At 40.8% G+C, this 26001-nt stretch carries 25 protein-coding genes and 1 pseudogene; 11 read left to right on the forward strand and 15 right to left on the reverse strand.

Features of this window, described 5'->3' with window-relative positions; translation table 11 throughout:
- Positions 1 to 245 precede the first annotated feature (245 nt).
- Together RM368_RS11935 and RM368_RS11940 are read right to left on the reverse strand one after the other, a co-directional pair.
- On the reverse strand, positions 246 to 1376 hold the full coding sequence (locus tag RM368_RS11935) for an aldo/keto reductase (protein ID WP_322694240.1): 1131 nt from the start codon (positions 1374 to 1376) through the stop codon (positions 246 to 248).
- Between the two features lie 190 nt (positions 1377 to 1566).
- Positions 1567 to 2064 carry a bifunctional nuclease family protein gene (locus tag RM368_RS11940; RefSeq protein WP_322694241.1) on the reverse strand — a complete coding sequence of 166 codons (498 nt, stop codon included), beginning with the start codon at positions 2062 to 2064 and terminating at the stop codon, positions 1567 to 1569.
- Between the two features lie 340 nt (positions 2065 to 2404).
- Between RM368_RS11940 and RM368_RS11945 the strand changes: the two genes are divergently transcribed.
- Positions 2405 to 3085 carry a riboflavin synthase gene (locus tag RM368_RS11945; RefSeq protein ID WP_322694242.1) on the forward strand — a complete coding sequence of 227 codons (681 nt, stop codon included), beginning with the start codon at positions 2405 to 2407 and terminating at the stop codon, positions 3083 to 3085.
- A gap of 72 nt (positions 3086 to 3157) precedes the next feature.
- Here the strand turns inward: RM368_RS11945 and RM368_RS11950 are convergent, their stop codons facing one another.
- The gene (locus tag RM368_RS11950) at positions 3158 to 4735 is read right to left on the reverse strand and encodes a M23 family metallopeptidase (protein WP_322694243.1); all 1578 of its coding nucleotides are present in this window, start codon (positions 4733 to 4735) and stop codon (positions 3158 to 3160) included.
- Positions 4736 to 4931: 196 nt separating this feature from the next.
- On the reverse strand, positions 4932 to 5750 hold the full coding sequence (locus RM368_RS11955; protein WP_322694244.1) for a biotin--[acetyl-CoA-carboxylase] ligase: 819 nt from the start codon (positions 5748 to 5750) through the stop codon (positions 4932 to 4934).
- 77 nt (positions 5751 to 5827) lie between these two features.
- Here RM368_RS11955 and pgeF point away from each other — a divergent pair, with 77 nt between their 5' ends.
- Entirely contained in the window at positions 5828 to 6613 is a 786-nt protein-coding gene (pgeF, locus tag RM368_RS11960; RefSeq protein ID WP_322694245.1) for a peptidoglycan editing factor PgeF, read from the forward strand.
- Position 6614: 1 nt separating this feature from the next.
- Here the strand turns inward: pgeF and RM368_RS11965 are convergent, their stop codons facing one another.
- Entirely contained in the window at positions 6615 to 7067 is a 453-nt protein-coding gene (locus tag RM368_RS11965; RefSeq protein ID WP_322694246.1) for a retroviral-like aspartic protease family protein, read from the reverse strand.
- Between the two features lie 25 nt (positions 7068 to 7092).
- On the reverse strand, positions 7093 to 8130 hold the full coding sequence (gene csaB, locus RM368_RS11970) for a polysaccharide pyruvyl transferase CsaB (RefSeq protein WP_322694247.1): 1038 nt from the start codon (positions 8128 to 8130) through the stop codon (positions 7093 to 7095).
- A gap of 544 nt (positions 8131 to 8674) precedes the next feature.
- On the opposite strand from csaB, the gene RM368_RS11975 reads away from it, so the two are divergent.
- The 6 genes from RM368_RS11975 to RM368_RS12000 all read left to right on the forward strand — a co-directional run bounded on the left by RM368_RS11975 (position 8675) and on the right by RM368_RS12000 (position 13191).
- Positions 8675 to 9385, forward strand: a complete 711-nt coding sequence (locus RM368_RS11975) for a TVP38/TMEM64 family protein (protein WP_322694248.1) — start codon at positions 8675 to 8677, stop codon at positions 9383 to 9385.
- A gap of 209 nt (positions 9386 to 9594) precedes the next feature.
- A complete protein-coding gene (locus tag RM368_RS11980; RefSeq protein WP_322694249.1) occupies positions 9595 to 10593 on the forward strand; it encodes a glycosyltransferase family 2 protein in 999 nt (332 codons plus the stop codon).
- A gap of 248 nt (positions 10594 to 10841) precedes the next feature.
- On the forward strand, positions 10842 to 11177 hold the full coding sequence (locus tag RM368_RS11985) for a DUF2499 domain-containing protein (protein ID WP_322694250.1): 336 nt from the start codon (positions 10842 to 10844) through the stop codon (positions 11175 to 11177).
- Positions 11174 to 11470, forward strand: a complete 297-nt coding sequence (locus RM368_RS11990; RefSeq protein ID WP_322694251.1) for a DUF3593 domain-containing protein — start codon at positions 11174 to 11176, stop codon at positions 11468 to 11470. Before RM368_RS11985 ends, RM368_RS11990 begins: the two co-directional genes overlap by 4 nt.
- 104 nt (positions 11471 to 11574) lie before the next feature.
- The gene (hisA, locus tag RM368_RS11995) at positions 11575 to 12348 is read left to right on the forward strand and encodes a 1-(5-phosphoribosyl)-5-[(5-phosphoribosylamino)methylideneamino]imidazole-4-carboxamide isomerase (RefSeq protein ID WP_322694252.1); all 774 of its coding nucleotides are present in this window, start codon (positions 11575 to 11577) and stop codon (positions 12346 to 12348) included.
- A 438-nt stretch (positions 12349 to 12786) separates the two neighbouring features.
- Positions 12787 to 13191 (forward strand): hypothetical protein, encoded by a 405-nt coding sequence (locus RM368_RS12000; RefSeq protein WP_322694253.1) that lies wholly within the window; start codon positions 12787 to 12789, stop codon positions 13189 to 13191.
- A 186-nt stretch (positions 13192 to 13377) separates the two neighbouring features.
- On the opposite strand, the gene RM368_RS12005 is transcribed toward RM368_RS12000, so the two are convergent.
- The 3 genes from RM368_RS12005 to RM368_RS12015 form a co-directional block, all read right to left on the reverse strand.
- On the reverse strand, positions 13378 to 13569 hold the full coding sequence (locus RM368_RS12005) for a hypothetical protein (RefSeq protein WP_322694254.1): 192 nt from the start codon (positions 13567 to 13569) through the stop codon (positions 13378 to 13380).
- A gap of 583 nt (positions 13570 to 14152) precedes the next feature.
- Positions 14153 to 15697: a hypothetical protein gene (locus RM368_RS12010; protein ID WP_322694255.1), complete on the reverse strand. Its 1545-nt coding sequence runs from the start codon at positions 15695 to 15697 to the stop codon at positions 14153 to 14155.
- Positions 15698 to 15822: 125 nt separating this feature from the next.
- Positions 15823 to 16425: a DUF3318 domain-containing protein gene (locus tag RM368_RS12015; protein WP_322694256.1), complete on the reverse strand. Its 603-nt coding sequence runs from the start codon at positions 16423 to 16425 to the stop codon at positions 15823 to 15825.
- A 229-nt stretch (positions 16426 to 16654) separates the two neighbouring features.
- On the opposite strand from RM368_RS12015, the gene RM368_RS12020 reads away from it, so the two are divergent.
- Positions 16655 to 16915, forward strand: coding sequence for a hypothetical protein (locus RM368_RS12020; RefSeq protein WP_322694257.1), 261 nt, complete (start codon positions 16655 to 16657; stop codon positions 16913 to 16915).
- Positions 16916 to 16987: 72 nt separating this feature from the next.
- Here RM368_RS12020 and RM368_RS12025 read toward each other — a convergent pair whose 3' ends face one another.
- From RM368_RS12025 to RM368_RS12045, 5 genes are all read right to left on the reverse strand, one after another.
- Positions 16988 to 18667 carry an iron uptake porin gene (locus tag RM368_RS12025; RefSeq protein WP_322694258.1) on the reverse strand — a complete coding sequence of 560 codons (1680 nt, stop codon included), beginning with the start codon at positions 18665 to 18667 and terminating at the stop codon, positions 16988 to 16990.
- Between the two features lie 132 nt (positions 18668 to 18799).
- Positions 18800 to 19429 carry a Crp/Fnr family transcriptional regulator gene (locus RM368_RS12030; RefSeq protein WP_322694259.1) on the reverse strand — a complete coding sequence of 210 codons (630 nt, stop codon included), beginning with the start codon at positions 19427 to 19429 and terminating at the stop codon, positions 18800 to 18802.
- A gap of 432 nt (positions 19430 to 19861) precedes the next feature.
- Positions 19862 to 20530 (reverse strand): phosphate signaling complex protein PhoU, encoded by a 669-nt coding sequence (gene phoU, locus RM368_RS12035; RefSeq protein WP_322694260.1) that lies wholly within the window; start codon positions 20528 to 20530, stop codon positions 19862 to 19864.
- A 28-nt stretch (positions 20531 to 20558) separates the two neighbouring features.
- Positions 20559 to 21878, reverse strand: coding sequence for a PAS domain-containing sensor histidine kinase (locus RM368_RS12040; RefSeq protein ID WP_322694261.1), 1320 nt, complete (start codon positions 21876 to 21878; stop codon positions 20559 to 20561).
- 53 nt (positions 21879 to 21931) lie between these two features.
- Positions 21932 to 22684, reverse strand: coding sequence for a winged helix-turn-helix domain-containing protein (locus RM368_RS12045; protein WP_094349166.1), 753 nt, complete (start codon positions 22682 to 22684; stop codon positions 21932 to 21934).
- 513 nt (positions 22685 to 23197) lie between these two features.
- On the opposite strand from RM368_RS12045, the gene RM368_RS12050 reads away from it, so the two are divergent.
- Both RM368_RS12050 and RM368_RS12055 read left to right on the forward strand, forming a co-directional pair.
- A complete protein-coding gene (locus RM368_RS12050) occupies positions 23198 to 24181 on the forward strand; it encodes a hypothetical protein (protein WP_322694262.1) in 984 nt (327 codons plus the stop codon).
- Positions 24182 to 24234: 53 nt separating this feature from the next.
- Positions 24235 to 25314: a hypothetical protein gene (locus tag RM368_RS12055; RefSeq protein WP_322694263.1), complete on the forward strand. Its 1080-nt coding sequence runs from the start codon at positions 24235 to 24237 to the stop codon at positions 25312 to 25314.
- A gap of 356 nt (positions 25315 to 25670) precedes the next feature.
- On the opposite strand, the pseudogene RM368_RS12060 reads toward RM368_RS12055, so the two are convergent.
- Positions 25671 to 26001 (reverse strand): annotated as a pseudogene (locus RM368_RS12060) (hypothetical protein); the annotation flags it as partial.

A 26001-nucleotide genomic window follows, 5' to 3' on the forward strand; every position in this document is an offset into this window, starting at 1 on the left:
TAAGCTTACAGCCCGTCCACTGTAGCGGAAAACCGTCAGTGATTGGCGTAGGATATTTCTTTTTTTTTAATTTTCATCTTTTTTGGTGAGACACCCCAGCTTGGGCGGATCTTCCTGACTCTATTAATCTTTATATAATTTTAACAATAAAGAACTCAGAACTCAGGAGCTAGAATGACGAGTATGCGACTGGGTGGTGAATACCATGCTGAAGTTAACGGATATTCTGACTCCTGTTTACATTTTTATCCCCACAATCTCCTACCTGCTTTCCCATTTAATTTTTGGTGAGTATCTTTTAACAAAGCTGGAATATTTAACTTTTCTGGACAGCGAGGCAAACAGTCACCGCATTCTGTACAACGGTTGCCTTTCATTCCAGGGAACCAGTGACCGGCATTTTCAAACATTCCGTAACGATATTGACCATAGTCTTTCATCTCGTATGCTACGGCAAGATTACGTAACCGCAATACCTCTGGAATATTGATATTTTCTGGACAAGGCAAACAAGCATAACACTGGCTACAATTATCATTTTCCAAAGCAATTTTTTGATGATTTTCTAACCGCCAGAAAGTGGAAATTTCTGCTGATGTTAACTCTCCATCATGGTCAGCAATTTGCAAAGGTTCTCTTAATTCACCTGGGTTAGCTGGCCCTATACTCAAAGTAGTAATACGGCGATCTGCAAGTAAAAATCGATAATTCAACTCTAAGGGTGAATACGGATAACACAGGTCTTTTAGAGTTTGTGGTGGTGTGTAGAGTCGTCCTCCCTTATCAGCAGGGGAAATAATGAAAACGCCCATATCCTTTTCAGCAGCTAGTTGAATTGCTGGTGCGTGCCGTTGAAAAAAATAGTAATAATGCAGATTGACAAATTCAAATAAATCTGTGTTGATTGCTGCCTGAATTACCTCTAATGACCCGTGAGTGGAAAAACCAACGTGTCGTACTCGACCATCACTAACAGCTTCCTCTACTGCTTGCATACAGCCATTTTTGGCTTGCACCCATTCCAAATGTTGCCAAGTGTTCAAACCATGAACTCCTAAGCAATCTAAATAATCTAGCTGTAATCGTTCTAGAGATTCGTCGATGCACCGACGCATGGTGTCAGCATCTGCTGTGGCTGAGATTTTGGTAGTGACATAAAGCTTTGTTCGAGGTACTGATAACCCAGCTTTTAACGCCCTACTAAGATACTCCTCGCTTTTGCCATAACCTCTGGCGGTTTCTAGATGATTAATTCCTAGCGCTAAGGCTTGTTCGATGGTCTGATGAGCATTTTCAAAATCAGCCAAGTAGCGCATCGTTCCCAAGGAAAAAACCGAGAGGTGCAGATTCGTTTTTCCAAAGCGTCGGTATTTCATTTTTAACAAAGAGTTAGGAGTTACGAGTTATAAGTTAGGAATTGAAAGAAGTAAATCATAACTCTTTACCGGAGGCGGAGCGTCTCCGGCTCTGCTCCTAACTTTTTTTGCTTACGAGTTAAGAGTTGAAGCAAAATAACTTATAACTCCTGTACAGACGCGATTAATCGCGTCTCTACTCATAACTTTACTAGCTGTCGTCATTACCAAAGCGCTTGATCAAATCTTCAGGACGGAGATTAGAAATAAATTCACGGAACGCTTGCTGTTCGGCTTCATCTGCATCGCGATCGACAGGGATAGAAGCATCGGCAATGACTTCTTCCATTACCCAAATGGGAGTATTTGTACGGAGGGCAATAGCGATCGCATCGCTAGGACGCGCGTCAATTTCTTTTTTGATTTCGCCTTGCTGGACAATTAAAGCTGCATAAAATGTATCCTTTTGCAGGGAATGAATAATCACCTTTTCTAGAGTCATGTTCCAAGTCTCTAAAATATTCACAATCAGGTCGTGAGTTAAGGGTCTGGGAGGCTTCTGATTCTCCAGCGCGCCCATAATTGCCCTAGCCTGTTCCTGACCAATGTAAATTGGCAAAGCCCGCCGATCTGAAGAATCTTTCAAAAGGACGATCGGGCTGCGGGTTATGGCATCTAATGCTATGCCAGCGACTTTCATTTCAATCATTGCCTAAGCCTCTACAATGCTTTGAGAGTCTTGGATGCCATGTAATAAATAGCACCCATTTTTAGGCGGTTTGGTGACAGTAATAAACATAAGCATTCGTTCTCTATAATTGCTTCTATTAAACTCCGAACTTGTGGTGAAAACCAGAGTAAGTCGAATTGGTCTTCTTAGAGAATAACCTTCTTACCCAAGTATGCCCTGTGAAGGATGCTAATGTGTTAATATTCCTATGCAAAAAAAAGTCAGAAAATATACTTGGATGTTCGAGATTTATGTGACAATTACCAATTGATTCCAGGCAAAATTAGGCAATAAATAGAGTTAGTTTAACAAAAAAGCCGTGTTTACAGGATTAATCCAGGCATTAGGAACGATGGAACCCTTAGGGGGCGATTCTTGGCAAATTACTTGTGTAAGCCATTCGGGTGAAGTAATTATGCAAGATTTGGCTTATGGTGACAGTGTTGCTGTAGATGGTGTTTGCCTGACAGTGGAACAAGTTTTAAAAGAAGGGTTTATTGCCACGGCTTCACCGGAAACTCTACGCCGGACAACCTTGGGAGGTGAGCAAACCCAACGGAAATATGTCAATTTAGAAGCGTCGTTAAAGGTAGGCAGCAAAGTTGGCGGTCATTTTGTGATGGGTCATGTAGACGGCATCGGTCGATTGCTAGTGGCAGAACAAACGGCTAGTTCTTGGGAAATGACCTTTATTGCATCCGAGGCGATCGCACGGTACATTGTCCCCAAAGGTAGCATTGCCGTCAATGGCGTCAGTCTCACAGTCGCCGCTTATGAGCCAGAACTCTCTCAATTCACAGTAGCGGTAATTCCTCTGACATACAGCGAGACAAATCTTCGCTATTTGGTTTCTGGCAGTTTGGTGAACTTAGAAGGGGATATTCTCGGCAAATACGTCGAAAAATTCCTTTCTTCTGGCAACCCCCACACCAGAGCTAATGATGACAATAGTATAGATGGCATTACACCCGCATTCCTAGCAGAACACGGGTATTTGTAATTAAAAAAGTTAGGAGTTAGGAGTTAGGAGTTTTAAATTCATAACTCTTCACTCCTCACTCCAAACTTTCTTCTAACTGCCTGGTTCCTGGCTCACCTGAGCGGTTTGCAAACCCCGCACTAACTGACTGAGGGCACTTTGTAATTCCACGCCTGGGTCAGAAGCAACCCACCCATCTTGTGTCAGGTGACGAACTTCAAAGTGCAGGTGAGGGCCTGTGGAGTTCCCAGTACTGCCAACTCGCCCGATGACAGTTCCAGGCTGTACCCACTGACCGGGTTGAACAAGGATTTCTGACATATGACCGTAGAGAGTTTGTTCAGCAGATTTGTGATTTAGGATAACAGTTAAACCATAACCACCCACCCAATTAGCAGTTTCCACTTGACCCGCAGCAGCTGCCAAAACTGGTGTTCCTGTAGGCGCACCCAAGTCTGTACCAGCATGGAAGCGTTGAGTACCTGTGATTGGATGAATTCGCCAACCAAACAAAGAAGTAATAGGAGCGGGAATAGATAGGGGATACATCATTCCCGTACCACTATAAGCTACTCTCCCCATATAGGGAATTTGTGGCAATACTGATGCCAGTGAGAAGTCGTAAGCTACGTTGCTGGGGCGGGGTGCTATGTTACCATCTGCCATTGGTGGCGGTAAAGTCCCACCACTCGGTGCAATGGGAGCTGCACTCACTGTTGTCGGGCTGAATTCAGCTGGAGTCGGGATAAACCGATTCGGGCGAAATGCGCTCTTGGTGACGACACCGCTAGAACCACTTTGAGCAGCACGCCATCTACTAGTATTGCCAGTAGTTGCAATTGGCCGCACGGGCGTAACTACTGGTAATTGGGCGTTTTGACTTCTTCTGAGCCAATTAGGTGCTGGTTTACCATTAGAATTAGCTACACTTTTTTGGGGTACTTTGGCGCAAACGCCGCCTAATACACTTTGCCCTGATGGCAAAATGGCTCGACAACCACTGGAGCGTTCTGTAACAATTACAGAGTTTGGTGCTTGATAAGTAGCTGTTGCACCACTGTCGTAACTATTAGGATCGATATAAGCGTTATTATAATCCTTGGTTTTTTGTGCGGTTGCACTAACAGGGCTGTTAGAGTTATTTGATGGTTGAGCAACTACTGGAAGTTTTTCAGGTGCATAGCGGGTAGGGATGTTGAGTTTTTCCTGTCTCACCCTTACAGGAGTAACCTGGGAGGCTTCTACTTTAGGCTTTGACTGTCTGATAATCACAACAGGTTCAGCAGCTTCGATTTTGGGTGTATACTGCCTAACTGGCTCTTTTGATTGAGCAACTTCTGGCTTGGCTAGTCTTTGTCTGAGTCTGGCTCGCCGTTGGGAAAATTCCGGTTGCGCTTGAGCGGCTTCCGGCGACGCAACAGCCTGTTTTTTAAAAGTCGAGGCTTTAACTGGATTTGTAACTGCTGTTGGTTGAGAACTTTCAACAGTGGGAACGATGTTGTCTATTTGTGCTTCCGTTTGGGCAAACACGAAGCCACCGCTAAGGAGGCTAACGCTACTCAGCCAACAGAGGCTCTGAGCTGGTAGCGTTGAGGCAAAACGTTTTTTTGTTAGACTTTGCTGCCATAAGTAATGCAAACGATGATCGGCAGAATTTTTGCGCTGCGTCATTTGTTCTCTCAGTTGTGTGTAATTGCCTAAAGAGATGATGCTAGTACAGCACGGCGTAAATAAACCACCCATTCAAAATCAACGAAACGCTTACGCTGTATTCATTTTGAATTTTGAATTTTGAATTTTGAATTCCGCCTTGCGGTGCTAGTGGTTTGTCTTGCCCCAAGAGCGAAATTTTGAACAAACCTCAAATTTAAACGGAAGATTTATGGTACCCCAAACTGATTGTACCGGGTTCAATATAAATTTCCGGTGTAATTAATTCCTTTGTATCATGTGTTTCTAAATCAATTCGTAAATTTCCTTGAGATGTCACCCCAACTACAGTACCTAAAAGATTATTGACGTACACCCGATCGCCTATGTTTGTAAACAATTCTAAATAGCGAGACAAGAGTATATTTACTCCTTCTTGTTCAAGGCACTCCATACCGGATTCTATTCCTAATAAGACTTTAGAGGTGAGCATTTCCAGACACGAAATTGGTCTGAAATCTTGGGAAGCTTGCCACGATTCCAGATTGATTCCAGTTTCTGGTACTGGGTTTATCCAGTTAATACCAACACCAATTACTGCTTGGGTAATTTTTCCTTTGTTTACTTTGGTTTCTGTCAAAATGCCGCCTAGTTTGCGACCATTTAAAACTAAATCGTTAGGCCATTTTATCCCAACATCTATACCGCATTGGCGCAATTGCGACGCAATTCCCCAAGCAGTAGCAAAAGTTAGCTGATAGCTGTCAGTAGCCTCTATTTTGCGATCAAAAGAAATCGCTACGGAAACATATAATCCCCCAGCCGGAGAAATCCACTGGCGGCCCCATTGTCCTCGCCCAGCAGATTGCACAGTTGCAATTACTACTGTCCCTGAAATAGCCCCTTGGTTGAGTAAGTTCCAGAGGGTTTGGTTGGTTGAGGAGACGCTTTCAAAAAAGTGAAGAGAAAATGGTAAATATGTATGCTTACGCCCTGCTTGCAAGGCTGCTTCCAAGTTTTGCAAATTAAATCCCACAGCAGTTAACCCAAATTCCGTTGTTCAAGTTAGCATTGATTGGCTGATGAGTGATTTCTGTTTAGGTTTGGTTGAAGATGCACACTTGGCACTGGCGAAATTGGGAAGGACTGCCCTATCTAACTTGTAGTATTTTGGAACATTGGCATCACGGCTTCTTTACCCAGCAGTTTTGGCCGCGATCGCCACAAGTTATTACAGAAGTATTGCAACCAGAGGCATCAGTCTATCGCTTAAAGCAGGTTCATGGCAATACTGTTCTCACCCCCCAAGAAGTTGAAAGCTTCTTAAGTTCTGCTGAAGAGGATTTCGCTTCGGCAGATGGTTTAATCAGCGAACTGCCTCTCCAAGCGGTTTGGGTCGCTAGCGCAGATTGCACACCCGTGCTAATTGGGGATGTGCGAACTGGACAAGTGGCAGCATTACACGCGGGTTGGCGGGGGACTGCTAAAAAGATTGTTCCCTTGGCGCTCGCTCGATTACAATCTCAAGGCAGCAAACTCGATGATTTGAGAATTGCAATGGGCCCAGCGATCGCTGGTGAGGTTTACCAAGTCTCGATTGAAGTGGCTGCCGAAATCGGGGCTAGTATTGTATCACACGATGACGAAGAAAAAATTGTAACTGCATTACATGAGTTACCAAATTCACCTTTGCTAGAAGATCCAAATCCTGGCAAGGTACGGTTAGATGTGCGGCGAGTAAATACCTTACAACTGGAAAATATGGGGATTAGTGCAGAACAAATTGCGATCGCACCTTATTGTACTTTCCAAACTCCAGAGCATTTCTTTTCTTATCGTCGAGAGAAAGAAAAAAAAGTACAGTGGTCAGGGATTGTCAGCAGCAAAATGAGTCACTAGCCTATATTCTCATTACAGGATAGTTAGGATGTTCGGGATTCGGGATAAGTCGTTGATTTCTACAGTCCACCAGTAAATCCAGCGTTTCTAGAACCGTCTGTCCAATCAAAACTATATCGCCTGTAACTAATGTGGCTTCGGTAGTTTCTCGTCCTGCCAATTCAATAATTACGGGTTCAGTTACTCCTATAGATTCTTCACTACCGTTGGCGTATTGAGCAATCTGCTGTCCTCGAATTCTTAGACCAAGTTGCTCAACAATAGATATGGGTAGTACAGTACGTACTGCCCCGGTATCCACTAATGCGTCTGTTTCATACACTCGCAGCATATTTGGATTTAGCATTCCTCGGCTGACAAGTGCTTCATCAATGGCATTGGTGAGCTTGATTTTGACGCGAACTGCACCCATAGGTTCATTGCTGGCAGAATTGGCACGATTGAGGTCTACCATAATCTGTGTAATTTTGTAAAATTCTTTAATTCAAAGCTTCACTCAACAACTCGCAGTGCAGTAAAGCGCCATCCACCAAAGATTGGATTTTCTCTGATGATAAAGGATCGCCATTGGCGTAATGATCCATCCAAGTCAGACCAATCAAATTGGGGTCATCTGGTAAACTCGCTAAATCCCATCCAGGCATTTCTAAGTCTTCCATGAGACGATTTACTTTGGGGTCATAACTAAGAGCAAAGCAGCGACAACCTTCAGCCGCAGCCATAATTAAACTGTGCAGGCGCATCCCAATCGCCATTTCCACGCCGCGAAACACACCTTTTAAAAGTTGCGGATCTGACAAACACAATATCTTGCTAACATCTTTAAGATGTGGTTGAATAGCTTCGGCAATACTTAAATCTTCACTTTTTTGAAACGGTAGTAATAAAATAAAAGCCTGCGTAGCTTTTTGAAAGTCAACCAAAGCGCGAGTTAAGTTTGCTAAACGTGTTTCTGTAAGTTGGGGATGCGATCGCAACGTTACTGCAACTCTCGGCGCAGGTAAATCCCAAAGTCCTGGAACTGGTTGAGATTCCAACGCCCAAACCGGGTCAGGAGCTATAATACAAGGAATTTGCCAATCAGATAATAAAGCCGCACTGGCGCGATCGCGGACACTAACTTTGGTACAATTCTTAAAGGTTTGCCGTGCTAACCAACGAGTTTGTGGACGCACCAAAGGGCCAATACCCTGCGCCCAAGCAACAGTTTTCAAACCCATTTTCTGCGCTAATGCCATCAGTCCCCCATAATAAAATGGGCTGATAGTGCTAGTAACATCTTGAATGAGACTCCCGCCGCCCCAAATTAAGGCATCACATGAGCGTAAAGCTTGTAGTACATCTAAGGGAGCCATGCGATCGTAGGTTTCTACATTGTAGCGATCGCGGGTTTCTTTTGGATTACCAGAAAGCACCACAGGCGTTACGTGAGATGGCAACATTTGCAAAAGCGTTGCCAATAAAGCTTCGTCACCACCATTACCTTTACCGTAATATCCAGACAATAATGCCCGCATTTTGACCATTTTGGATTTTGGATTTTGGATTTTGGATTAATTAATAGCTATTGTTAAATAAATCTCTGTCTCCCATATAGATGGTAACGTCAGAGAACTAGTGTCACAGATGTCTATAGCAGACTTGTCCTAAGCAGGATAGCAGGCGCTATAATTACTTACATTTTTTCAACTCCGAGGTGTTCACTTCCGGTTTCATCGACAAAAGTCTTGCTAGCTTGCGGTTTTCTGGTCTATGCTTGAATACTTTGATACTTGGATAAAGGTTGCGATCGCTTCTCTTTAAAACTAGCTAATACAATAGACCTCTTGCAAAAAGAACTTTTGCAAGAGGTGGGAAAAGGGAAAAGGGAAAAGGTTAAAGGGGAAAGGGAAAATAACAAACCTTTCCCCCTTTCCCCTTACCCTTTTCCCGACAATGCCAAGAAGTCTAATAGACATCTAGTGAAAAATCCTTGTAGAAACTCGAAATTTCGCGTCTCTACAAGGATTTAAATTTTCAAAAGATGGGTTTTGTTACACAAAAAGTAGGAGTAGAGTTCTAATGTGGAACTTGAAAACTGGTATTTTGCTACTGACGCTGAGTTGCATAATTGCAACTGGTATAACCGTATATCTTCTTGGCGGCATTGAACCAGTACAAATTCAAGCTTTGCTGAAATCTTCTGGTATTTGGGCACCGATTATTTATATTGCTTTGTACGTTGTGGCAACCATGTTAGTTTTGCCCTCAACGGTACTAAATTTGACTGGAGGTGCCATTTTTGGCCCTTGGCTGGGTACTGTCTGGACTAGTGTTGGAGCAGTCATTGCGGCAATAATTGCCTTCGTTTTTACTCGAACTATTGGACGCAAAGCAGTTGCAGAACGACTAGCAGGACGCTGGCAAGCTATGGATGCTGAGGTGCGTCGTGGAGGGCTTTTTTATATGTTTGCCATCCGATTAGTACCAATCATGCCCTATGGCTTGGTCAACTTTGTCGCGGGACTGACTTCGATCGGTTTTAAAGATTATGTTCTCGGTACAACACTTGGTACTGTTCCTAGTGTCTTACCTTTTGTACTACTAGGTAGTTCTGGTCTGAAGGCAGTGAATACGGGCGATTTTTTGCCGCTAATACTTGCATTAGGCTTAACTGGAACACTGGTAGCAGGGTCTACTTGGTATCGTCATCGTCGAACTTTTGCCAAAAAAGCTGTAGAAAGCCTGAAAAAATTAGACTCTTCAGATAACATAAATCCGAAGAATAAATAAAGTATGAGAATGAAACTTGAGTGTTGCTAGGTATACTGTGAACCACAGCTTTTCGATCGCAAGCAGCCTGTTATCTTATACCAATTTGAAAAATGATTGCGACAGATGGAAAACTGAAACACTTATCCAATGGAGATTTCACAATCCAAAATCTAAAATCTAAAATCCCAAATGGTATTAGTTGTAAAAAAATTAAACAATATTTTTAGATGCTACCAAAGTATTCATTCATTGTTCCAATTTATAACGAAGAAGAAATTATTCCAGAACTATACCGCAGACTGAGTGCAGTAATGAATCGGATGGATGGGCTTGTCGAATTAATTTTTATTAATGATGGTAGCCGCGATCGCTCCCTACAATTATTACGAGACCTCCATCAAAAAGACCCGCGCATTTGCTATCTGAGCTTTGCTCGTAACTTTGGCCATCAAATTGCCGTAACTGCTGGTCTTAATTTTGTCCGGGGTCAAGCTATTGTCATCCTTGATGCAGACTTACAAGACCCACCAGAACTAATCCCCGACATGGTTGAAAAATGGCGACAGGGCTATCAAGTCGTCTACGCTCAACGCACTCAACGCCTTAAAGAAAGATGGTTTAAGCGTTTTAGTGCCTATTTCTTTTATCGTATCCTTAAAAAGCTTGCAGATGTAGAGATTCCTACTGATACTGGTGATTTTTGTCTAATGGATCGGCAGATTGTAGATATTCTCAATTCTATGCCAGAACGTAACCGCTATATTCGTGGTTTGCGTTCTTGGGTTGGCTTTCAGCAAACAGCAATTCAGTTCGAGCGCAACCCCCGCTTTGCTGGGAAAGTTAAATACACTTTTAGCAAATCCTTAGCCCTTGCTATCAATGGTCTAGTGTCTTTTTCAATAGTGCCACTGCGGTTATCAACCTACTTAGGCTTAGTAGCCGCGGCGGTGGCCATCTTCATGGCTTTATTAGTCTTGTATTGGCGTCTTTTTGTCCCCCATTCGCCTTTAACTGGGTTTACGATTATTTTGATGGCAATTTTCTTTCTCGGCTCTGTGCAGTTAGTCAGTGTTGGCATCTTAGGTGAATATATAGGGCGCATCTACGAAGAAGTTAAAGCCAGACCCCTATATACTTTGGCAGAAGTAGGTGGTTTTGAGCGCAAATCCTTCAACTCAACGAGCAATTCTGACAAACTAGATAATTTAGAAGATGCTTATAAATAAGAATCTCTATACTGCTGGGTTAAAGGGAAAAGAGTAAGGGGAAAAGGAGTAGAAGGCTCGATATATAAGGTTTTTTCCCTTTTAACATCAGTCCCTTTCCCCTAAAACCCGACAAGTATTGATAAGAATCTTTATTTGGCGTTGCATAATCAAGGTTTGTTTAAACAAATATAAAATTCAATATATATATCACCTTGACAGTGTTACTCTCCACTCCAAATCCCTAACTCCCAACTCCTAACTTTCTTATGCACGCCCTTTCAATTCCTACCTGGATTATTCATGTTTCTAGCGTTATAGAGTGGATTGTCGCCATTTGGTTAATCTGGACTTACGGCGAACTGACTAATAACCGCAGCTGGTGGGGATTATCCCTGGCGATGTTACCAGCTTTAGTTAGCGCTATGTGTGCCTGTACCTGGCATTATTTCGACAACGCCGAATCTTTGGAATGGCTGGTAACGCTTCAAGCTACCATGACTTTAGTTGGTAATTTTACACTTTGGGCGGCGGCGTATTTAATTTGGCGTTCTACCAAATCAGTTAACACTGTTGAACCAAACCCTATCAAATCAGAGCAATGATTTCTAAAGAAACCCTGTTTGCACTTTCACTGTTTCCCTATTTGGGTTTCTTGTGGTTTATCAGCCGCAGTCCGCAAATGCCGCGTTTGGCGTTGTATGGATTTTACGGCACTCTCGTCTTTGTTGCCATTACCATCCCGGCGGGGATTTATGCTGTATTGCATTATGGCGAGTCTTTGGCCAATGTGGATTGGTTGCACGGTGGTGCAGAAGTATTTTTGACGCTTTCTAACATCTTGCTTGTGCTGGGTTTTGGGCAAGCTGTAAGGCAATTACAAATGAAAAGTCATTAGTCATTAGTCATTAGTCCTTGGTCCTTTGTAAATACAAATGACCAAGGACTAAGGACAAAGGACGACTTAGTGTTTGATTGCAATAAGTTATGAGGAAGAAGTAAATGGACGTAATTCCAGCGATTGATTTACTAGAAGGTCACTGTGTGCGACTGTATCAGGGAGACTACGATCGCTCGCAAGTTTTTAGCGAAAATCCTGCTGATGTTGCCAAACAGTGGGTAGATGAAGGTGCTACCAGATTGCATATAGTTGATTTAGATGGTGCCAAAGCAGGTAAAGTAGTAAATCTGGGGGCAATTGAAGCGATCGCTCAAGCGGTGTCAGTGCCCATTGAAATTGGTGGCGGATTGCGCGATCGCACCAGCGTACAACAAGTATTTAATCTAGGTATAAAGTGGGCGATTCTCGGAACCATTGCCGTAGAACAACCCCAGTTAGTGCAAGAACTCTGCCAAGAATTTCCCGAACAGATTATTATCGGTATTGATGCCCGTAACGGTCGAGTCGCAACTCGCGGCTGGTTAGAAACCTCAGAAGTTTTAGCAACTCAACTGGCTGTACAAATGCAAGAATTGGGCGCAGCCGCCATAATTTACACAGATATCCACCGGGATGGTACACTTACAGGCCCAAATTTAGAAGCTTTGCGAGAACTTGCAGCAGCAATTTCCATCCCGATAATTGCTTCTGGCGGGGTAAGTTCTGTCACCGACTTGTTGAGTTTGTTGGCGTTAGAACCTCAAGGCGTGACTGGCGTAATTGTCGGACGTGCCTTGTATACTGGGGATATTTTACTCAAAGAAGCATTACGAGCGATCGGGCCGGGACGAATTCAGGATATTCCACCCAATCTCGGTTTTTCTACCTTTGCTTGACATTTTCTTGGCAAGTTCGACAAATAGACCATCTTGTAGAGACGCGATTCATCGCGTCTTTAGCCAAGAATGTATTGCAATCATTAATTAAATTGGTATTAGTTTAATTAGTTTGACAACTATCTTTAGATAGATAAGGTAAATACTACATTATTTCTGATTACAAATCCCTTGTTAATTGTGAAAAATCTATACTCATATTTGATTGATTTTGTCAAGATGTAATTCCTTGTATGATTTAAAAAATCAGTAAGGCCTTCTCTGGACTGAATTTATATTCATGCTTTCAGTAGATGTAGTTATGACTTTGCAAATGCAATAATGAATATGTTCTCAAACAATATAGTTGCTATGATCCAGATAAAAAATTCAAATTTTATCAGACTCTAGTAACTTTGGTTTTTAGAAAATTGTTTGATGTTTTGAGAAGGTAACACAATGAATAAAATCCTAAAACGCGCACTTTTACCCAGCCTCATGGCTGCAAGTTTAGCTGGTGTAACCTTAGTTCCCGCCAAACCCGCTGCTGCTGATGACCAAGTACTAAGAGATGCAGGTATTGGAGCTGTTACCAACGTTGTAACCGGAGCTGTTAGGGGAAATGGCAGTGTATTAGGGAATGCTGTTAAAGGTGGTGTCACTGGTGCAACCGTCAATGGTGCAAATGGTCTGAGAAATACTCGCAATCGCCGTCACCGGAACGCTGCTCAAGATGTCGGAGTCGGTGCAGGGGCTAGTGCATTGACTGGTGTAATTACTGGCGATAAAAGAGATACCCTTGGCAATGCTATTGATGGTGCAGCCGTAGGTGGAGCAATCCATCTATTAACCAATGGTAAATAATTGGTAAATTCATCAACTGAAATTTTTTCCCACTGTTAACGAACTTATCCTTCCCTAATTGCTCTCCTTTGTAAAACGAACAAACCTAACCTCGCTTCCCTATTAGGGAAGCGAGGTTGTAGGTTAAATTTATTTGAGATATATACCACCGTCAGGATTGGATGACGTTAGGTTTAATAGTAATCCCTAGCCCTTCAACGCCTTTCTAAAGTTTCGACGATAAGACTGATTTGTAATAAACAAAGCTGGCCATAGCAAAGATAAACCAATCCGATTAGTCAAAGTTGGATTAAAATTAGTCCGTCCAAACCCATTCCAAAATTTCCAAGCGCCGCCTCCGTAAACCACTATCAAGCCAATAAAAATTAAGGTACTCATTCCCATCAACTCCGTTAGTAACTGACAGAATTTAAGTTAAGTTTTACCACACGAGGTAATCACTTCATAAGTAACACCGAGAAAGTATGACAAAACTCCCCAGGTTTTGATATCTAAGTCAGTTAAACACACATTCTCTTATTCCAGTGTAGATTAGCCTCACGCATCCCAGCTAGTTATCAGGGATGGCAAGCTAGTCAAAGGATGCAAAAGCGTTATTTTTGAGGTGTTTTGGCGACACATTTTGCTTGTATAACAATTAAGCCCTTAGTTTTTAAGACAGAACAGTACTGTAAAATGGCTAAGAAAGCAGGATTAGTTCCTTGCTGTAGCTTTAATGAAATATCTTTTGTTATCAATAGCCACTGGATACAACAAGTATTTATAGGGACAAATTCAAATGTTAATGCTGATTCTCTAGTACAAAAAAGGTATCCGCTCAATAAATCGGGGCGAACTACCAGTTCAGGAACGAGTTTATGCCATTTCAGCCTTGTCACTGAGCGATTTACCCCGGATTATTGAGCGGTTATCAAAAAAGTGTATCCTATATTAAACTACAAAGTTCTGTGGTGCATTATTCTTATACTTCATTTACCCAATAAAGATAATATCTTTCATTATCCACCCAGCCTCTCTGAAAATCTTTAATCGGAACAATTTTCAAATCATTGCGGTTGACATTCAGTTTTTTATTTAAAATCAGCAAAACTTTCTTTCGCTCATCTTGATTTTGAAGTAGAGAATTAATCTGGCTTAATATCTCTGCTTGTTCCACTTCTTGACGACCTTTTTTAAATAAAGTAAAGCTTCCCATTTTTGCAATTTCTGGATAGTAAAATTTTCGATTCAGATAACCCGATAAAGGAGCCATATTCGCATCTCGACTGGCAACAATAAACTCATTATCTAATCCAGATTTGTGAATATATTGGGCTGTTTCGCGACTAGCAGAAAATGGTATAACTAAATCTCTGGAAAAACTATAAATTCCTCCCCCCAACTGGACATAAAGAATGAGCATCAAAGCCAGATAATGCCATTTGTGAATATATGTAATTGAACGTGTAGAAATAGATATTTTATTAAGTAAAAATATAGACTTTTGATAATAACTTCCCAACCATAAAGCTGCTATGAAAACTAAATAAAAATGTCCAAAATGCCGTGGCATACCTAAAAATCTCAAGTATGTAAAGGCAAATAATATACAATTGCCTATCATGTAGAAAAAGAAAACAACTGGCTTTTCAGATAACTTTATTAAAGTTAAAACTACAAAAAATAAAGCAATTGTCGCACAAACAATTAAATCCAGCCATCTTTTATGTGTAGGAATAATTAATAAATAACTACCAAATATTCTGCCAATACTTCTTAACAGATGACGGATATCTAATTCTGTTAGCCAACCATTATTTAACCCACCGTGAAGATAACTATCTGTCGGAGGAGTAATAATATAAATAGATAAAAGAAAAGATAATGTGATAATTAAAATACTTAAAAATAAGTCATACTTTTTGGTTTGACTAAAATAATGCTGCCGATGTTCGCTATCAAAACAAAATTCAACTAGCAAAGTTAATAATAAAGAAAATGATAATAGTAAACCATAAGCACTACTATTTGCTAGTAAACCCAATAGAATTGCCAAATAAGCATAAGTTATTTTTCTAGATGCAAAAACTGTACAAAAGGCAAAAACAAATAACATACTAAAGGCATAGTTTCGAGAAATCAAAAGATATTCATAAAAAGGAAAGAATCCAAAGGAAAATAGAATTTTTTGTTGATAGTTAAAAGGGCTATACAGACAAAAAAGTGTAACTGCAACAACAGTAATTGCCAAATGGAAAATTTGCATAATAATTGGATTCTCGGCTATTTTTATCAGAATTGCCAGAGAAAAGTACCATAGAACAGGATGACCTTCATAATGAATATTTGCAATTAAATCCCCGAACGATTCACTATCTCTGACAATCAGCCAGGGATTTAGTTCATCTCGCCACATTGAATGGTTCAGAATACCTATTAAACCAAGAAAAGAAAAAAGAATAATAATAAACCAAGAAGACTTCAAAGGTAATTTTGAAGTATATTTGCTAATTTTATTATTTAACATTGTTAGTTCAGAATCCAATTTATTTGGAACGGCAAGATTGCTGTAAATGCGATTATCATCAGATATTTTTCTGATTCTTTAACTATTCAGACAGATGAATTATGAATTCTGATTATTACTTATTTTTACTTATAACTTTCTGGTATACCTACTGGTGATAAACCTGCGATCGCTCGTAAGTTTTGGCAACGAATCAACTCAGTAAAATTGAAACTGGAACGTCCTTCAATTTTGGCTACCGCTTCAATTGCTGATAATAGGTGCTGTGCTGCTTCAACTTCTGAATAACCACGCCGCTGTGCTATTTTAATTGCGGCTGCATCAGCATTTAACTCTGACTCTTGAGATTTATTAGTGCGCCAGATCCGAAAAGCAGCGATCGTACTTAATCCCCCAGCGACAGCAACGCCCACTACATCTGACTGTGCTGCTTCCAAGAATCCGCCTAACAGCCCAGCCAACACCACGCCTTGATAAATGTCGGGTTTAAACCACTTTACCCCCGTCAACCAGCTAACCATCTGCAACAGCAGCAAGTCTCGTTGCGGCTTTGTCAGGCGACGCCACAAATCAAAATTAATATATATCGGTCGCGCTTGGTTCCAGGGTTGGGGAAAGGAAGCGTCAATTACTTTTGCTTGCTCTGGCTTACTGACGATTTTTGTCGTCATCCGACCAGAAGCAGGCATCACATCTAACAAACGGCGAATTTCAACATTTGGCTCCATAAATTTAATTATTAGCCATAATGTGCATAGTAACTAGGTGTGTAAAAAATAAAGTTTTCGTGTTAACCTTTGATTTATGAGATTTCACAGTCTTGAATAAATTCAGATCGATCTATAAGAATATTTATTCAGCAGTTTGATAGTATGGCGGGATTTTATAGTATTCCTTTGCCGCCAAATTCCAAACCTCAAAGTTTTAGCTTGCCATTAAGACTATATTTGTAACTACATGGACGCTTTTGCTACCCTCCCACCTGAATGGACGAATAAGGCAATACATGCATACAATTTTTGCTGTCCTAACTGCCACTCAAGTAGCCTAGAAGCTGAGAAAGTTTGGCTAAATCGGCGATCGCCTGTACTTACGGAAGACCGTCGTCGCAAATGGCAAGAGTTCTATTACTGTCACTGTGGTTCTGTGTGGTGGGCTTGGAGTAGCGATCGCCCCCCAAAAGATGTATCCAATCAGCCAGATTACCATCCTACATAGCTAATTTTCTTCCTAAACAAAACCCCACCTCAAAGTGGGGTTTTGTTTATCTAATTCTGAGCTTTGCCAATTTTAGAAGGTGAAGGTAGTACGTAGAGTACCTACATATTCTGTGTCGTTAGCGTCGTTGTGCTCTGGATTGAAGATTACCAACAAGCCAGGTGTTACCTGAATATTATCGGAAATCTTGTACTTATAAAGACCCTCTAAGTGATAAGAAGTACTGTCGTCAAAAGTAGTATTGCCAGCGACATTTTTGATGCTACCACCAGTAACTCTGGGTGGTTGACCAAAGATCACACCTAAAACGTTGCCTTCGCCACCAAAGTCTTTCAAAGCAAGCGCTCCAGCCCAGTACCAAACATCGGCGTCTGTACCCGCATTAGCACCAGTAAGAGCATCAGCAGTTGTATAACCTCCCCAACCACTAATGGCCAAGGTAGAGCCTAGTTGGAAGGTAGCTTCTATACCGTAGTTATTGGATTCAGTGCGAGTACCAGCTCCAAAGGGGTTATTGGCAAAAGCGCTACCTGTTCCTTGGAAGAGACTGTTGGCAGCATTACCAGCGAAGTAACTATGGGCGTAGGTTAGACCAATATTGAAGGCTTTGCTGGGTTTGAAAGTTAATTGACCAAAGATGGTGTTATCACCATCGAACAGCCCATTATTAATACCGGGATTATTAGCACCAAAGATACCATTAGTACCACTTGAAGGCGCTAAATAAGCACCAGTCAAACTGATAGCTTTGTTAGGATTTAAAGTAACAGTCAAAGCAGCAGAATTTTGGCCTTGACGGTAAATAGGGCTAAAACGTCCATAGCGAGAGAGCGCACCTCTAGCAGAGCTTGCAAAGTCAGGGTTGAAGGTGTTTACGTTTTCGTATAATTCACCACCACTAGCGTCAACTTTGACACGCACCGCGTCAGAAAAGTTGAATGCATAGTTGATTTTATCAATCACAACCGCGTTGCCGTTATCACCATCAAAAGCCAAGCGGGTCATGTTAGTACCAGTACCGGTTGCAACACCACCAGCAACGCTACCAACATTAGAAATGGTATTGTTAGCATTCAAACGAATTTGCAACTGGTCTGTACCAGTGAAACTGCTTAACAAGTTCAAACGAACGCGATCGCTAAAAGTAGTGTTATAGTTCAAATCTTGAGTAGGAGCACCACCAGGAACTGCTCTACTGTCACCAAAAACATCAGACACTGCGAAAATTGCTTCTCCAACCAACTTGGTCGTAGTGGAGAACTGATTAGCTTCCAACTCAGAAGTGCGGGCTTCTAATCCATCTACACGACCGCGCAGAGTTGCTAGTTCCGCAGAATATTCTTCTTGCAAGCGCTGTAAAGTAGCTAAATCTTGTTTACTGACCAAATCGGCAGTAGCTGTGGCAATCAGTTCGTTAACCCGATCCAAACAGGCATTCAAACCTGCGGCAAATTCATAACGGGTTAAAGCACGATTTCCACGATAGGTACTGTTAGGATAACCTGCAATACAGCCGTAGCGCTCAACTAGAGATTGTAAAGCTTGGAACGCCCAATCTGTAGGCTGTACATCCGAAAACTGAGAAACTGATGTTACCTGACTCATGTCGTTAGACTCTTGAGTTTCAGATAACTCGCCAACATTTGTTACCTGTTCGTTAACTTCAGCAGCTAAGGCACTATTAGCAACGAAAAATGTAGCGGCTAATACAATTGGACTAACCTTAAAAAGATTCCAGAATCGTTTTGTCATGTTTTTTGTTTCACTCACACCTACAATAATCCAGCCATGAGATAATGCTTTAAACACTTCTCTTTTGTGGATTTTACACACAATCACAGCAACGATTATACATTTACCCTGTGATTATTACAAGCAATTCATTTAACATGCTGCTGAACTATAGTTTTTAATTAATTTATTTGGTAATCGCAAGATAATGCGGCGTTTGTGACGTACAACTATTCCTTCTTCTTCTAACTGCTGTAAGAGTCGAGTAACAGTTACTCGCGTAGTATTTAAAACTTCAGCAATATCCTGATGGGTAATATTTAAATCAATTAGCTTGCCCTTATCTATATCACGTCCAAATTTTTCACTTAACCAGACTAAAAACTGCCATAAGCGTAGCGAAATTGGTTTTTGATGCACAATGCTTAGTAGATCCTCTGCTTGTTGAATATGAGACAACAAAGCATTAATATCTTGATGCCACAAATGAGGCGGCACAATGCTTACTTCTACGCCCGTGAGACATTCAATCTGGTAGGGTTTCACCTTAGACAAAGGATAGCCAATCAGATCCCCTAGTCCCCAATAACCAAGAGTGATAAATGTTCCATCTTCACTCCACGTTAAGGTACGAACTGCACCATATTCAATTCGCCAAATTACGTCATTGTCAGGTGGAATTACTTCCCGACGGGTAAATATCTGTTGGGGTAATTGTTCGTCCAAAGCAGAACCATTTACCACGGTAGAAGAGTTTGAAGTAGGACTTGGGGAATACATCATTAACCGTAACTACATAATTATCAGGGAATCTCGCTATTTACAATGATTAAGAAACTCTAATAATTTGTATCAAAATTTACCTGTCTTAACTGAAAGTCTATTCTTCTCAATTCAGAGCTAGGAACTAACTCAAAATCTTCTGATGGTAACAACTTTTACTTAAGGAATTTATCAGTGAGATATAGCCAAAATTTTTAGTTGTTTATCCGCTACTTTAATTGTGTAAGTTTAAGAACAGGTAAGCTTTTAGTAAAATATTTAGTTAACTTATTTTTTATTATTTGGTATTTTCTGAAGACTAAGTAAGTATGTAGGCGCAAAAATTATGAAGATATGAGGGTGGAATGGCACTTACTAAATCGCTGGATTTAGATCCCCAACTTCTTACAGACATCTGGAGGGTAGAAGTCGGGGATCTTTGCAGCATATCAATTAGGAGCGTTGACCGGTGACAACATATGCTACCCTTTGACCGATATTCGTAGCGTGATCTGCCATACGTTCCAGACAACGAATTGCCAGTGCTAGTAGTATAATTGGCTCGACTACACCGGACACATCTCGTTGTTGGGCTAAAGTCTGATAAACGCGATCGTAGGCATCATCTACAGTATCATCCAGATGCTTTAAACGGCGTCCACCGGCTTCATCGAAATCTCCTAAAGCCTTTAAGCTAGTTGCCAGCATCGCCTGCGCGTGAAGGGACATAGCTTCAATGTCGGGCATTGACGTATGAGGCGCGTAAGGAAAAATTTTAATCGCAATCTCAGCTAAATCCTCAGCATAATCGCCAATGCGCTCTAAATCTCGCACCAACTGCATAAAGGCACTCAAGCAGCGCAAATCTGGAGCTGTAGGCGCTTGTAGCGTCATAATTGCCGTACAGTCTGATTCGATTTGACGATAAAAGCGATCGATCTTTTTATCTAATCGGGGGAGTTCTTCAGCTGCTGTTAAGTTACGAGCAAATAACGCTTGGTGGCTGAGGCGAAATGATTGTTCTACCAAGGCACCCATGCGTAATACATCCCGTTCTAAGCGCCTAATGGCGCGTGCGAGTTGTGGTCTTTGAGGATTGGGAGTATTATCGACGGCTTTCACACTTGTTGTCTCAAACGTGAAGATATTACTAACTATAGTCTTGGCTTAGGGAGTTTGCCATAACTTCAGGAAATTGGAGTTGCATCCACGCACCACCAGTTTCTGGATGGTTCATTGCTTTGATTGAACCACCGTGGGCGATTAGAATTTGCTCAACGATCGCTAATCCTAATCCATTGCCAACGATCGCTCCTATAGAGTTACTATCTTGGGGGGAATGAGTTCGAGCTTTATCTCCTCGATAAAATCGCTCAAAAACGTGGGGTAAATCTGCTTCCGAAAAACCGACTCCAGAATCAATAAGATTTATTTCCAAGATTGAGGAAGCAGGATCGTTATCCTTTGTTGATAATATTTTCGCTTCAACATAAATACTTGTGCAAGGAGGACTGTATTTAATGCTATTGTCTAACAAATTCAGAAAAACCTGGTAGATCCGGGGTTTATCTGCCTTAATCCACAGATTTTCGGGGCCAGAATAAGAAAAAGACAGATGTTGGCGTTGTGCCAAAGGTTCTAGTGTTTCCCAAACAGATGTAATCAGCGATCGCAATTCTACAGCTTTGGCTTGCAATTGCATATTTGGGTTTGCTTCCATTTGGGTAAGGTCTAACCAGCTTTGCACTAAGTTGATCAGTCGGTCGACTTCTTGCATCAGGCGGTTAACCCAGCGATTTAAAGGTGGTTCTAAACGGTTTTGTAAAGTTTCTACAACCAAACGAATTGAAGTCAAGGGCGTTCTGAGTTCGTGTGCTAGATCGGAAAAAGAGCGATCGCGTGCTTGATTTATATCTAATAGGGGTTGACGATTTTCTAAAAATACTCCCACTTGTCCATTGGGTAAAGGCAAGCTAGAGGCCCGCAAAGCCAGAGATTTGATTGTTGCCATCTCTGCTGCATCATCACAAGAGGGATGAAATACCCATTCTCCCGTCTGGGGTTTTTGGCGATCGCGAGTTTGCTCAATTAAATGGTCGAGTTCATAAGACCTGACCAACTCCAATAACAAGCGCACCTGTTCTGGTTGCCACCTTTGCAGATACAAAATTTCCTGCGCCTGTCGATTACACCACAGCAGTTGATTTTCCTCATCCACCTGCAAATATCCCACTGGAGCAAAATCTAGCAAGTCTTGGTAAGTTTGCAACGACTGTTGCAAATCTTGCCGCTGCTGTTTCACCATCGCTATTTCCTGCCGCAACCCAGGAATCAGCAGCAGTCCCATCTTATAAGAAGGCGAGGTCAACGGTCGAAGTAAGCGGCCCAGGTAGCGGTTAAGTTGAACCTGTTGCCAAACCCAAAACCCAATGCCTACCGCTAAACCCAGAAAAAATCCCAATAAAAGCATTTGAGTTGTTAGTTTCTTGGTGACTACTAAAAACTAACAACTATCCCAACTAATTATCCAAACCTATAGCCAAAACCTCTTACAGTCACAATATATTCGGGATGACTGGGGTCTTGCTCTAATTTTTCGCGCAACCACCGAATGTGAACGTCTACAGTTTTACTATCGCCGACAAAATCAGGCCCCCAAACCTGATCGAGCAATTGCTCCCGTGACCATACCCGACGGGCGTAACTCATAAACAATTCCAGCAAGCGGAACTCTTTGGGAGAAAGACTCACTTCTTGACCGCGAACTAGCACGCGACATTCTTGGGGATTTAAGGAGACATCCTTAAATTTTAATACTGGTATTGGTGGTAAATTACTTAAGCGTTGGCGGCGGAGTAAAGCGCGACAACGAGCCACTAACTCGCGCATACTAAAGGGTTTGGTCAGGTAGTCATCTGCACCCACCTCTAACCCCAAAACACGGTCAGTTTCACTACCTTTAGCACTGAGCATTAAAATAGGTACTGGGTTGCCTTGATGACGCAGCAAACGGCAAATATCTAGCCCATTGATTTGCGGTAGCATCAAATCAAGAATGACCAGATCGAAGGGAAGTTCCCCTGAATTGGTTTCAAAACTTTTAAGATACTCTATAGCAGACCGCCCATCGGGGGCAGTTATCACCCCATAACCTTCTTCTTCCAGAGCTACAGCTAGCATTTCCTGGATTAATTCTTCATCTTCTACTACTAGAATACGGCTGGTTTGTCCAATGTCCGTTCTGGCAGAGTATTTGGTCGATTCACTGGTATACATTGATATCACAAAAGTCTAGGACTGTGCTTGTATCAATTAGGATGATTAAGTCTATTATCTCGCCTTACTGCAACTGCGCTTCTACTAAGGTTAATTCTTTTAGATTTTATTTACATAAAGTAACATACACCACAGCAGTCTCTTAAATCATAAATCACTGTGTCTGCAAGCTTCTAAATAGTTTTTTAATTAAAAACTTTGAATTTTCGATTCTGTCTTCACAAAATGGAAAGGCATTATTGCATGAAGGATTATCTTGACAGAGGAGATTAGTTTAGGTATATTTATCTTAGTACAAAAATACTACTATCTCCAAAGGGAAAACTATAGCTGAAAAGCAGAAAGACATATATGTGGAAAATTCGTACCCACTAAGTGTCAGATGTGGATCATTTCAGTATTTCCACCGCGTTAAAAATGTTGATTAAAAGGCTACTCTGATGTCTGCATAGGGTAGTCATTGGTATGGCTTGCTACCCAATAAATCATTTGCCTATTGAAGGGAGTTGGAAGATGACTACAGTTGGAGTCAAAGACAGCAAACAACAACTAATGCAAGCATTTCAACAAATTATTATCCAAAGAAAAAAACTTGAATCTAAAATAGCAACCAAACAAGAGGAAGCAGAAAAGGCAAAAAGTCAAGAAATTCTGCAAACAGCTTCTGCATATACAGTTGATAGTATTGTCAAAGGTTTAGCTGATTTACAATTAGAGTTTGGCAGTATTCTTAACGGATTATCCGAAAAACTAGCTCAGGAAAATTCCAAGTTAGATGAATTGAACCGAGCTATAGAAATTGAAACCCAACGTCTACAAGAACTGCAACAAATTAGAGTGGTAGCAGATACTTTAGACGTTTTAAGTCAAGAACACCAAGAAAAATTAAAAATTCTCGAACAAGATACTATTAGCAAAAGGGAAGCACTAGAGAAAGAAATTACAATCAGGCGAAAAGAATGGCAAAAAGAACAAGCAGAGTATGAAGAAAAATTTCAAGCATACAATGATTTATTAACCAAAGAGCGCCAGAAAGAACAAGAAGAATTCCAGTATAAGTTAGAAACTACTCGCAAACTCAATACAGACAGCTACGAAGGGATAAAGCGCCAACAACAAAGGGAAATACTAGAAAAATCTCAAAATAAAGAGAAAGATTGGGCAGAACGAGAAAAAATCTTCGCTGAACGCCAACCACTCTTTGCAGATTATGAACAAAAGGTAACTACATTTCCTAGCGAACTTGAAGAAGCAGTTAAGAAAGCTAGAGAAGAAGCAATTAAAGAAACAAGCCAAAAAGCTAAAATTGAGGCTGATTTATTTGAAAGAGAATGGGAATCTAACAAACAGAGCTATGAACAAAAAATTCAATCTCTGGAAGAAACAATTAAGAAACAATCAGAGCAAATAGAAGGCATTTCTGCTCAATTGCAAACTGCATTAAAACAAGCACAAGACTTAGCTATGAGGGCTTTTGGTAGTTCTAACCCTAAATAGTTGTGAGTTCGTAGCATCTTAATTATTTTGAATTCCTGAAGAGGAGGTTTGTTGTGGTGGGGAAAAAACCGACTGATAAGAATACTAAAGTAGAAATTCTTCAGGCGTATGAAGAGTTGGCAAAAGAAAAAGCAGCATTGAAATCAGAACTTGATAAAGTTGGCAAAGAAAACCAGTCTGGAACTAAAGAACAGCCTAAATTAGAACAAAAAATAGCTATGAATCAGCTTTCTAGTGTCCAACAGAAGATGAACAATACAATTGAAAGCTTGGCAAAGATTCAATTAGGTTTTGGCAGTGCTGCTAATGAATTATCGGAACAGCTAACCACAAAAGCCTCTAAGTTGGAAGAAATCAGGCGAACTTTAGAAGAAGAAATCCAACAATTAACACAGCTGCATAATTTAGAAATTTCTGATGATATCTTGGATACTCTCATCCAAGCCTATGAAGATAATACTAAAGCTTATCAGGAAGAATATAACCAACGTTCTGAAGTGTTATTCCAAGAAATACTAGAGCAAAGAAATACTTGGGGAAAAGAACAAGAGGAACAGCAACGGGCAATAAAAGAACGAAATGAAAACTTGAATAAAACTCGGCAACGTGATGCAGCAGAGTACAAGTATAATCTAGAACTCCAGCGGCAACTGCAAAATGACGAATACGAGCAACAGCAAAAAGCGTTATATAAGCAATTAGAAGAATTACTACAAGAAACAGAAAAGCAATGGGCTGAACGGGAGAAAGCGATTTCTGAGAGAGAGAAACAATTTGAAGAGTTAAAAGCCAAGGTAGAGGCTTTTCCGAAAGATAAAGAAGCAGCCATAAAAAAAGCTACAGAAGAAGGTAAAAGCATCGCCCACTACCAAGCTAAAGTCAAATCAGATTTATATTCTAAGGAAGTGGAAGGCCAAAAACGTTTCTATGAACAAAGACTGCAATCTTTAGAACAAACTATTACTAATCAAGAAACGCGAATTCAAAATCTTTCTAAACAACTTGAATCCGCTCTCAAACAAGTTCAGGATTTGGCAGTTAAAGCTATTGAAGGTACTTCAAATGTTAATTCATATCAGGCTATCAAAGAAATAGCTTTAGAACAAGCAAAGACTCAAGCAAAAAATAAATAAGCTGATTTATTTTTGATAAAAATTGCAGAGACTTAATTGAATTTAAGTCTCTACAAGTAACTTTAATAATTTTTATTCGGTTTTCTTTGGTTTTTTGAGGTCTGGGGGAGGTTGTACTTTCTTCTTTGTTGCGCTAACCTGCGTTTGCTTCAATGCTTTGTTGGAATTTTGTTCTTGACTAGACATAATACTAAGTTTTAATATCCATATTACTGGTATTCTTGATTACATGAGTATATCATAGAGAATTTAAGTTTAACTGAAAAAATTTAGTAAATAATGTTACCTCTGTAGGAACCTTCACTTTTAATAGGATAAATACAAAGGTTTACGAGCTATACAATGTATCGGCGATTCTACTCCAATAGCTTGCGGATATGCTTTGGGATATAATTCCAATTCCACTTGGGATTATTCTCTATGTTGATATCCTCCAGTAATTTCAAATCGCAAATACTATCTGGCAAAGACTCTAACATATTGTCACGAGCATCTATATATTGAAGATTTTGTAAATTGCCAATGCTTTCTGGTAAATCTCTTAAAATATTTCCTCTGATATTTAAGAATTCAAGACTTTTTAATTCACCAATACATTCTGGCAAAGACGTAAAGTCACCATATTCAAGAGAAAGGGAGCATCCAGTTTTGGAAGATTTACCATTTCTGAGAAAATGTAGAAGGAAA

It is taken from the genome of Nostoc sp. DedSLP03, from assembly GCF_034530815.1.
Classification (GTDB): Bacteria; Cyanobacteriota; Cyanobacteriia; order Cyanobacteriales; family Nostocaceae; genus Nostoc.

Excerpts from the sequence above, each read along its gene's own strand:
- RM368_RS11935 (WP_322694240.1), bottom strand. The coding sequence starts at position 1,376 with ATGAAATACCGACGCTTTGGAAAAACGAATCTGCACCTCTCGGTTTTT.
- RM368_RS11940 (WP_322694241.1), bottom strand. The coding sequence starts at position 2,064 with ATGATTGAAATGAAAGTCGCTGGCATAGCATTAGATGCCATAACCCGC.
- RM368_RS11950 (WP_322694243.1), bottom strand. The coding sequence starts at position 4,735 with ATGACGCAGCGCAAAAATTCTGCCGATCATCGTTTGCATTACTTATGG.
- pgeF (WP_322694245.1), top strand. The coding sequence starts at position 5,828 with ATGCACACTTGGCACTGGCGAAATTGGGAAGGACTGCCCTATCTAACT.
- RM368_RS11965 (WP_322694246.1), bottom strand. The coding sequence starts at position 7,067 with ATGGTAGACCTCAATCGTGCCAATTCTGCCAGCAATGAACCTATGGGT.
- csaB (WP_322694247.1), bottom strand. The coding sequence starts at position 8,130 with ATGCGGGCATTATTGTCTGGATATTACGGTAAAGGTAATGGTGGTGAC.
- RM368_RS11975 (WP_322694248.1), top strand. The coding sequence starts at position 8,675 with ATGTGGAACTTGAAAACTGGTATTTTGCTACTGACGCTGAGTTGCATA.
- RM368_RS11980 (WP_322694249.1), top strand. The coding sequence starts at position 9,595 with ATGCTACCAAAGTATTCATTCATTGTTCCAATTTATAACGAAGAAGAA.
- RM368_RS11985 (WP_322694250.1), top strand. The coding sequence starts at position 10,842 with ATGCACGCCCTTTCAATTCCTACCTGGATTATTCATGTTTCTAGCGTT.
- RM368_RS11990 (WP_322694251.1), top strand. The coding sequence starts at position 11,174 with ATGATTTCTAAAGAAACCCTGTTTGCACTTTCACTGTTTCCCTATTTG.
- hisA (WP_322694252.1), top strand. The coding sequence starts at position 11,575 with ATGGACGTAATTCCAGCGATTGATTTACTAGAAGGTCACTGTGTGCGA.
- RM368_RS12000 (WP_322694253.1), top strand. The coding sequence starts at position 12,787 with ATGAATAAAATCCTAAAACGCGCACTTTTACCCAGCCTCATGGCTGCA.
- RM368_RS12005 (WP_322694254.1), bottom strand. The coding sequence starts at position 13,569 with ATGAGTACCTTAATTTTTATTGGCTTGATAGTGGTTTACGGAGGCGGC.
- RM368_RS12010 (WP_322694255.1), bottom strand. The coding sequence starts at position 15,697 with ATGTTAAATAATAAAATTAGCAAATATACTTCAAAATTACCTTTGAAG.
- RM368_RS12015 (WP_322694256.1), bottom strand. The coding sequence starts at position 16,425 with ATGGAGCCAAATGTTGAAATTCGCCGTTTGTTAGATGTGATGCCTGCT.
- RM368_RS12020 (WP_322694257.1), top strand. The coding sequence starts at position 16,655 with ATGGACGCTTTTGCTACCCTCCCACCTGAATGGACGAATAAGGCAATA.
- RM368_RS12025 (WP_322694258.1), bottom strand. The coding sequence starts at position 18,667 with ATGACAAAACGATTCTGGAATCTTTTTAAGGTTAGTCCAATTGTATTA.
- RM368_RS12030 (WP_322694259.1), bottom strand. The coding sequence starts at position 19,429 with ATGATGTATTCCCCAAGTCCTACTTCAAACTCTTCTACCGTGGTAAAT.
- RM368_RS12040 (WP_322694261.1), bottom strand. The coding sequence starts at position 21,878 with ATGCTTTTATTGGGATTTTTTCTGGGTTTAGCGGTAGGCATTGGGTTT.
- RM368_RS12045 (WP_094349166.1), bottom strand. The coding sequence starts at position 22,684 with ATGTATACCAGTGAATCGACCAAATACTCTGCCAGAACGGACATTGGA.
- RM368_RS12050 (WP_322694262.1), top strand. The coding sequence starts at position 23,198 with ATGACTACAGTTGGAGTCAAAGACAGCAAACAACAACTAATGCAAGCA.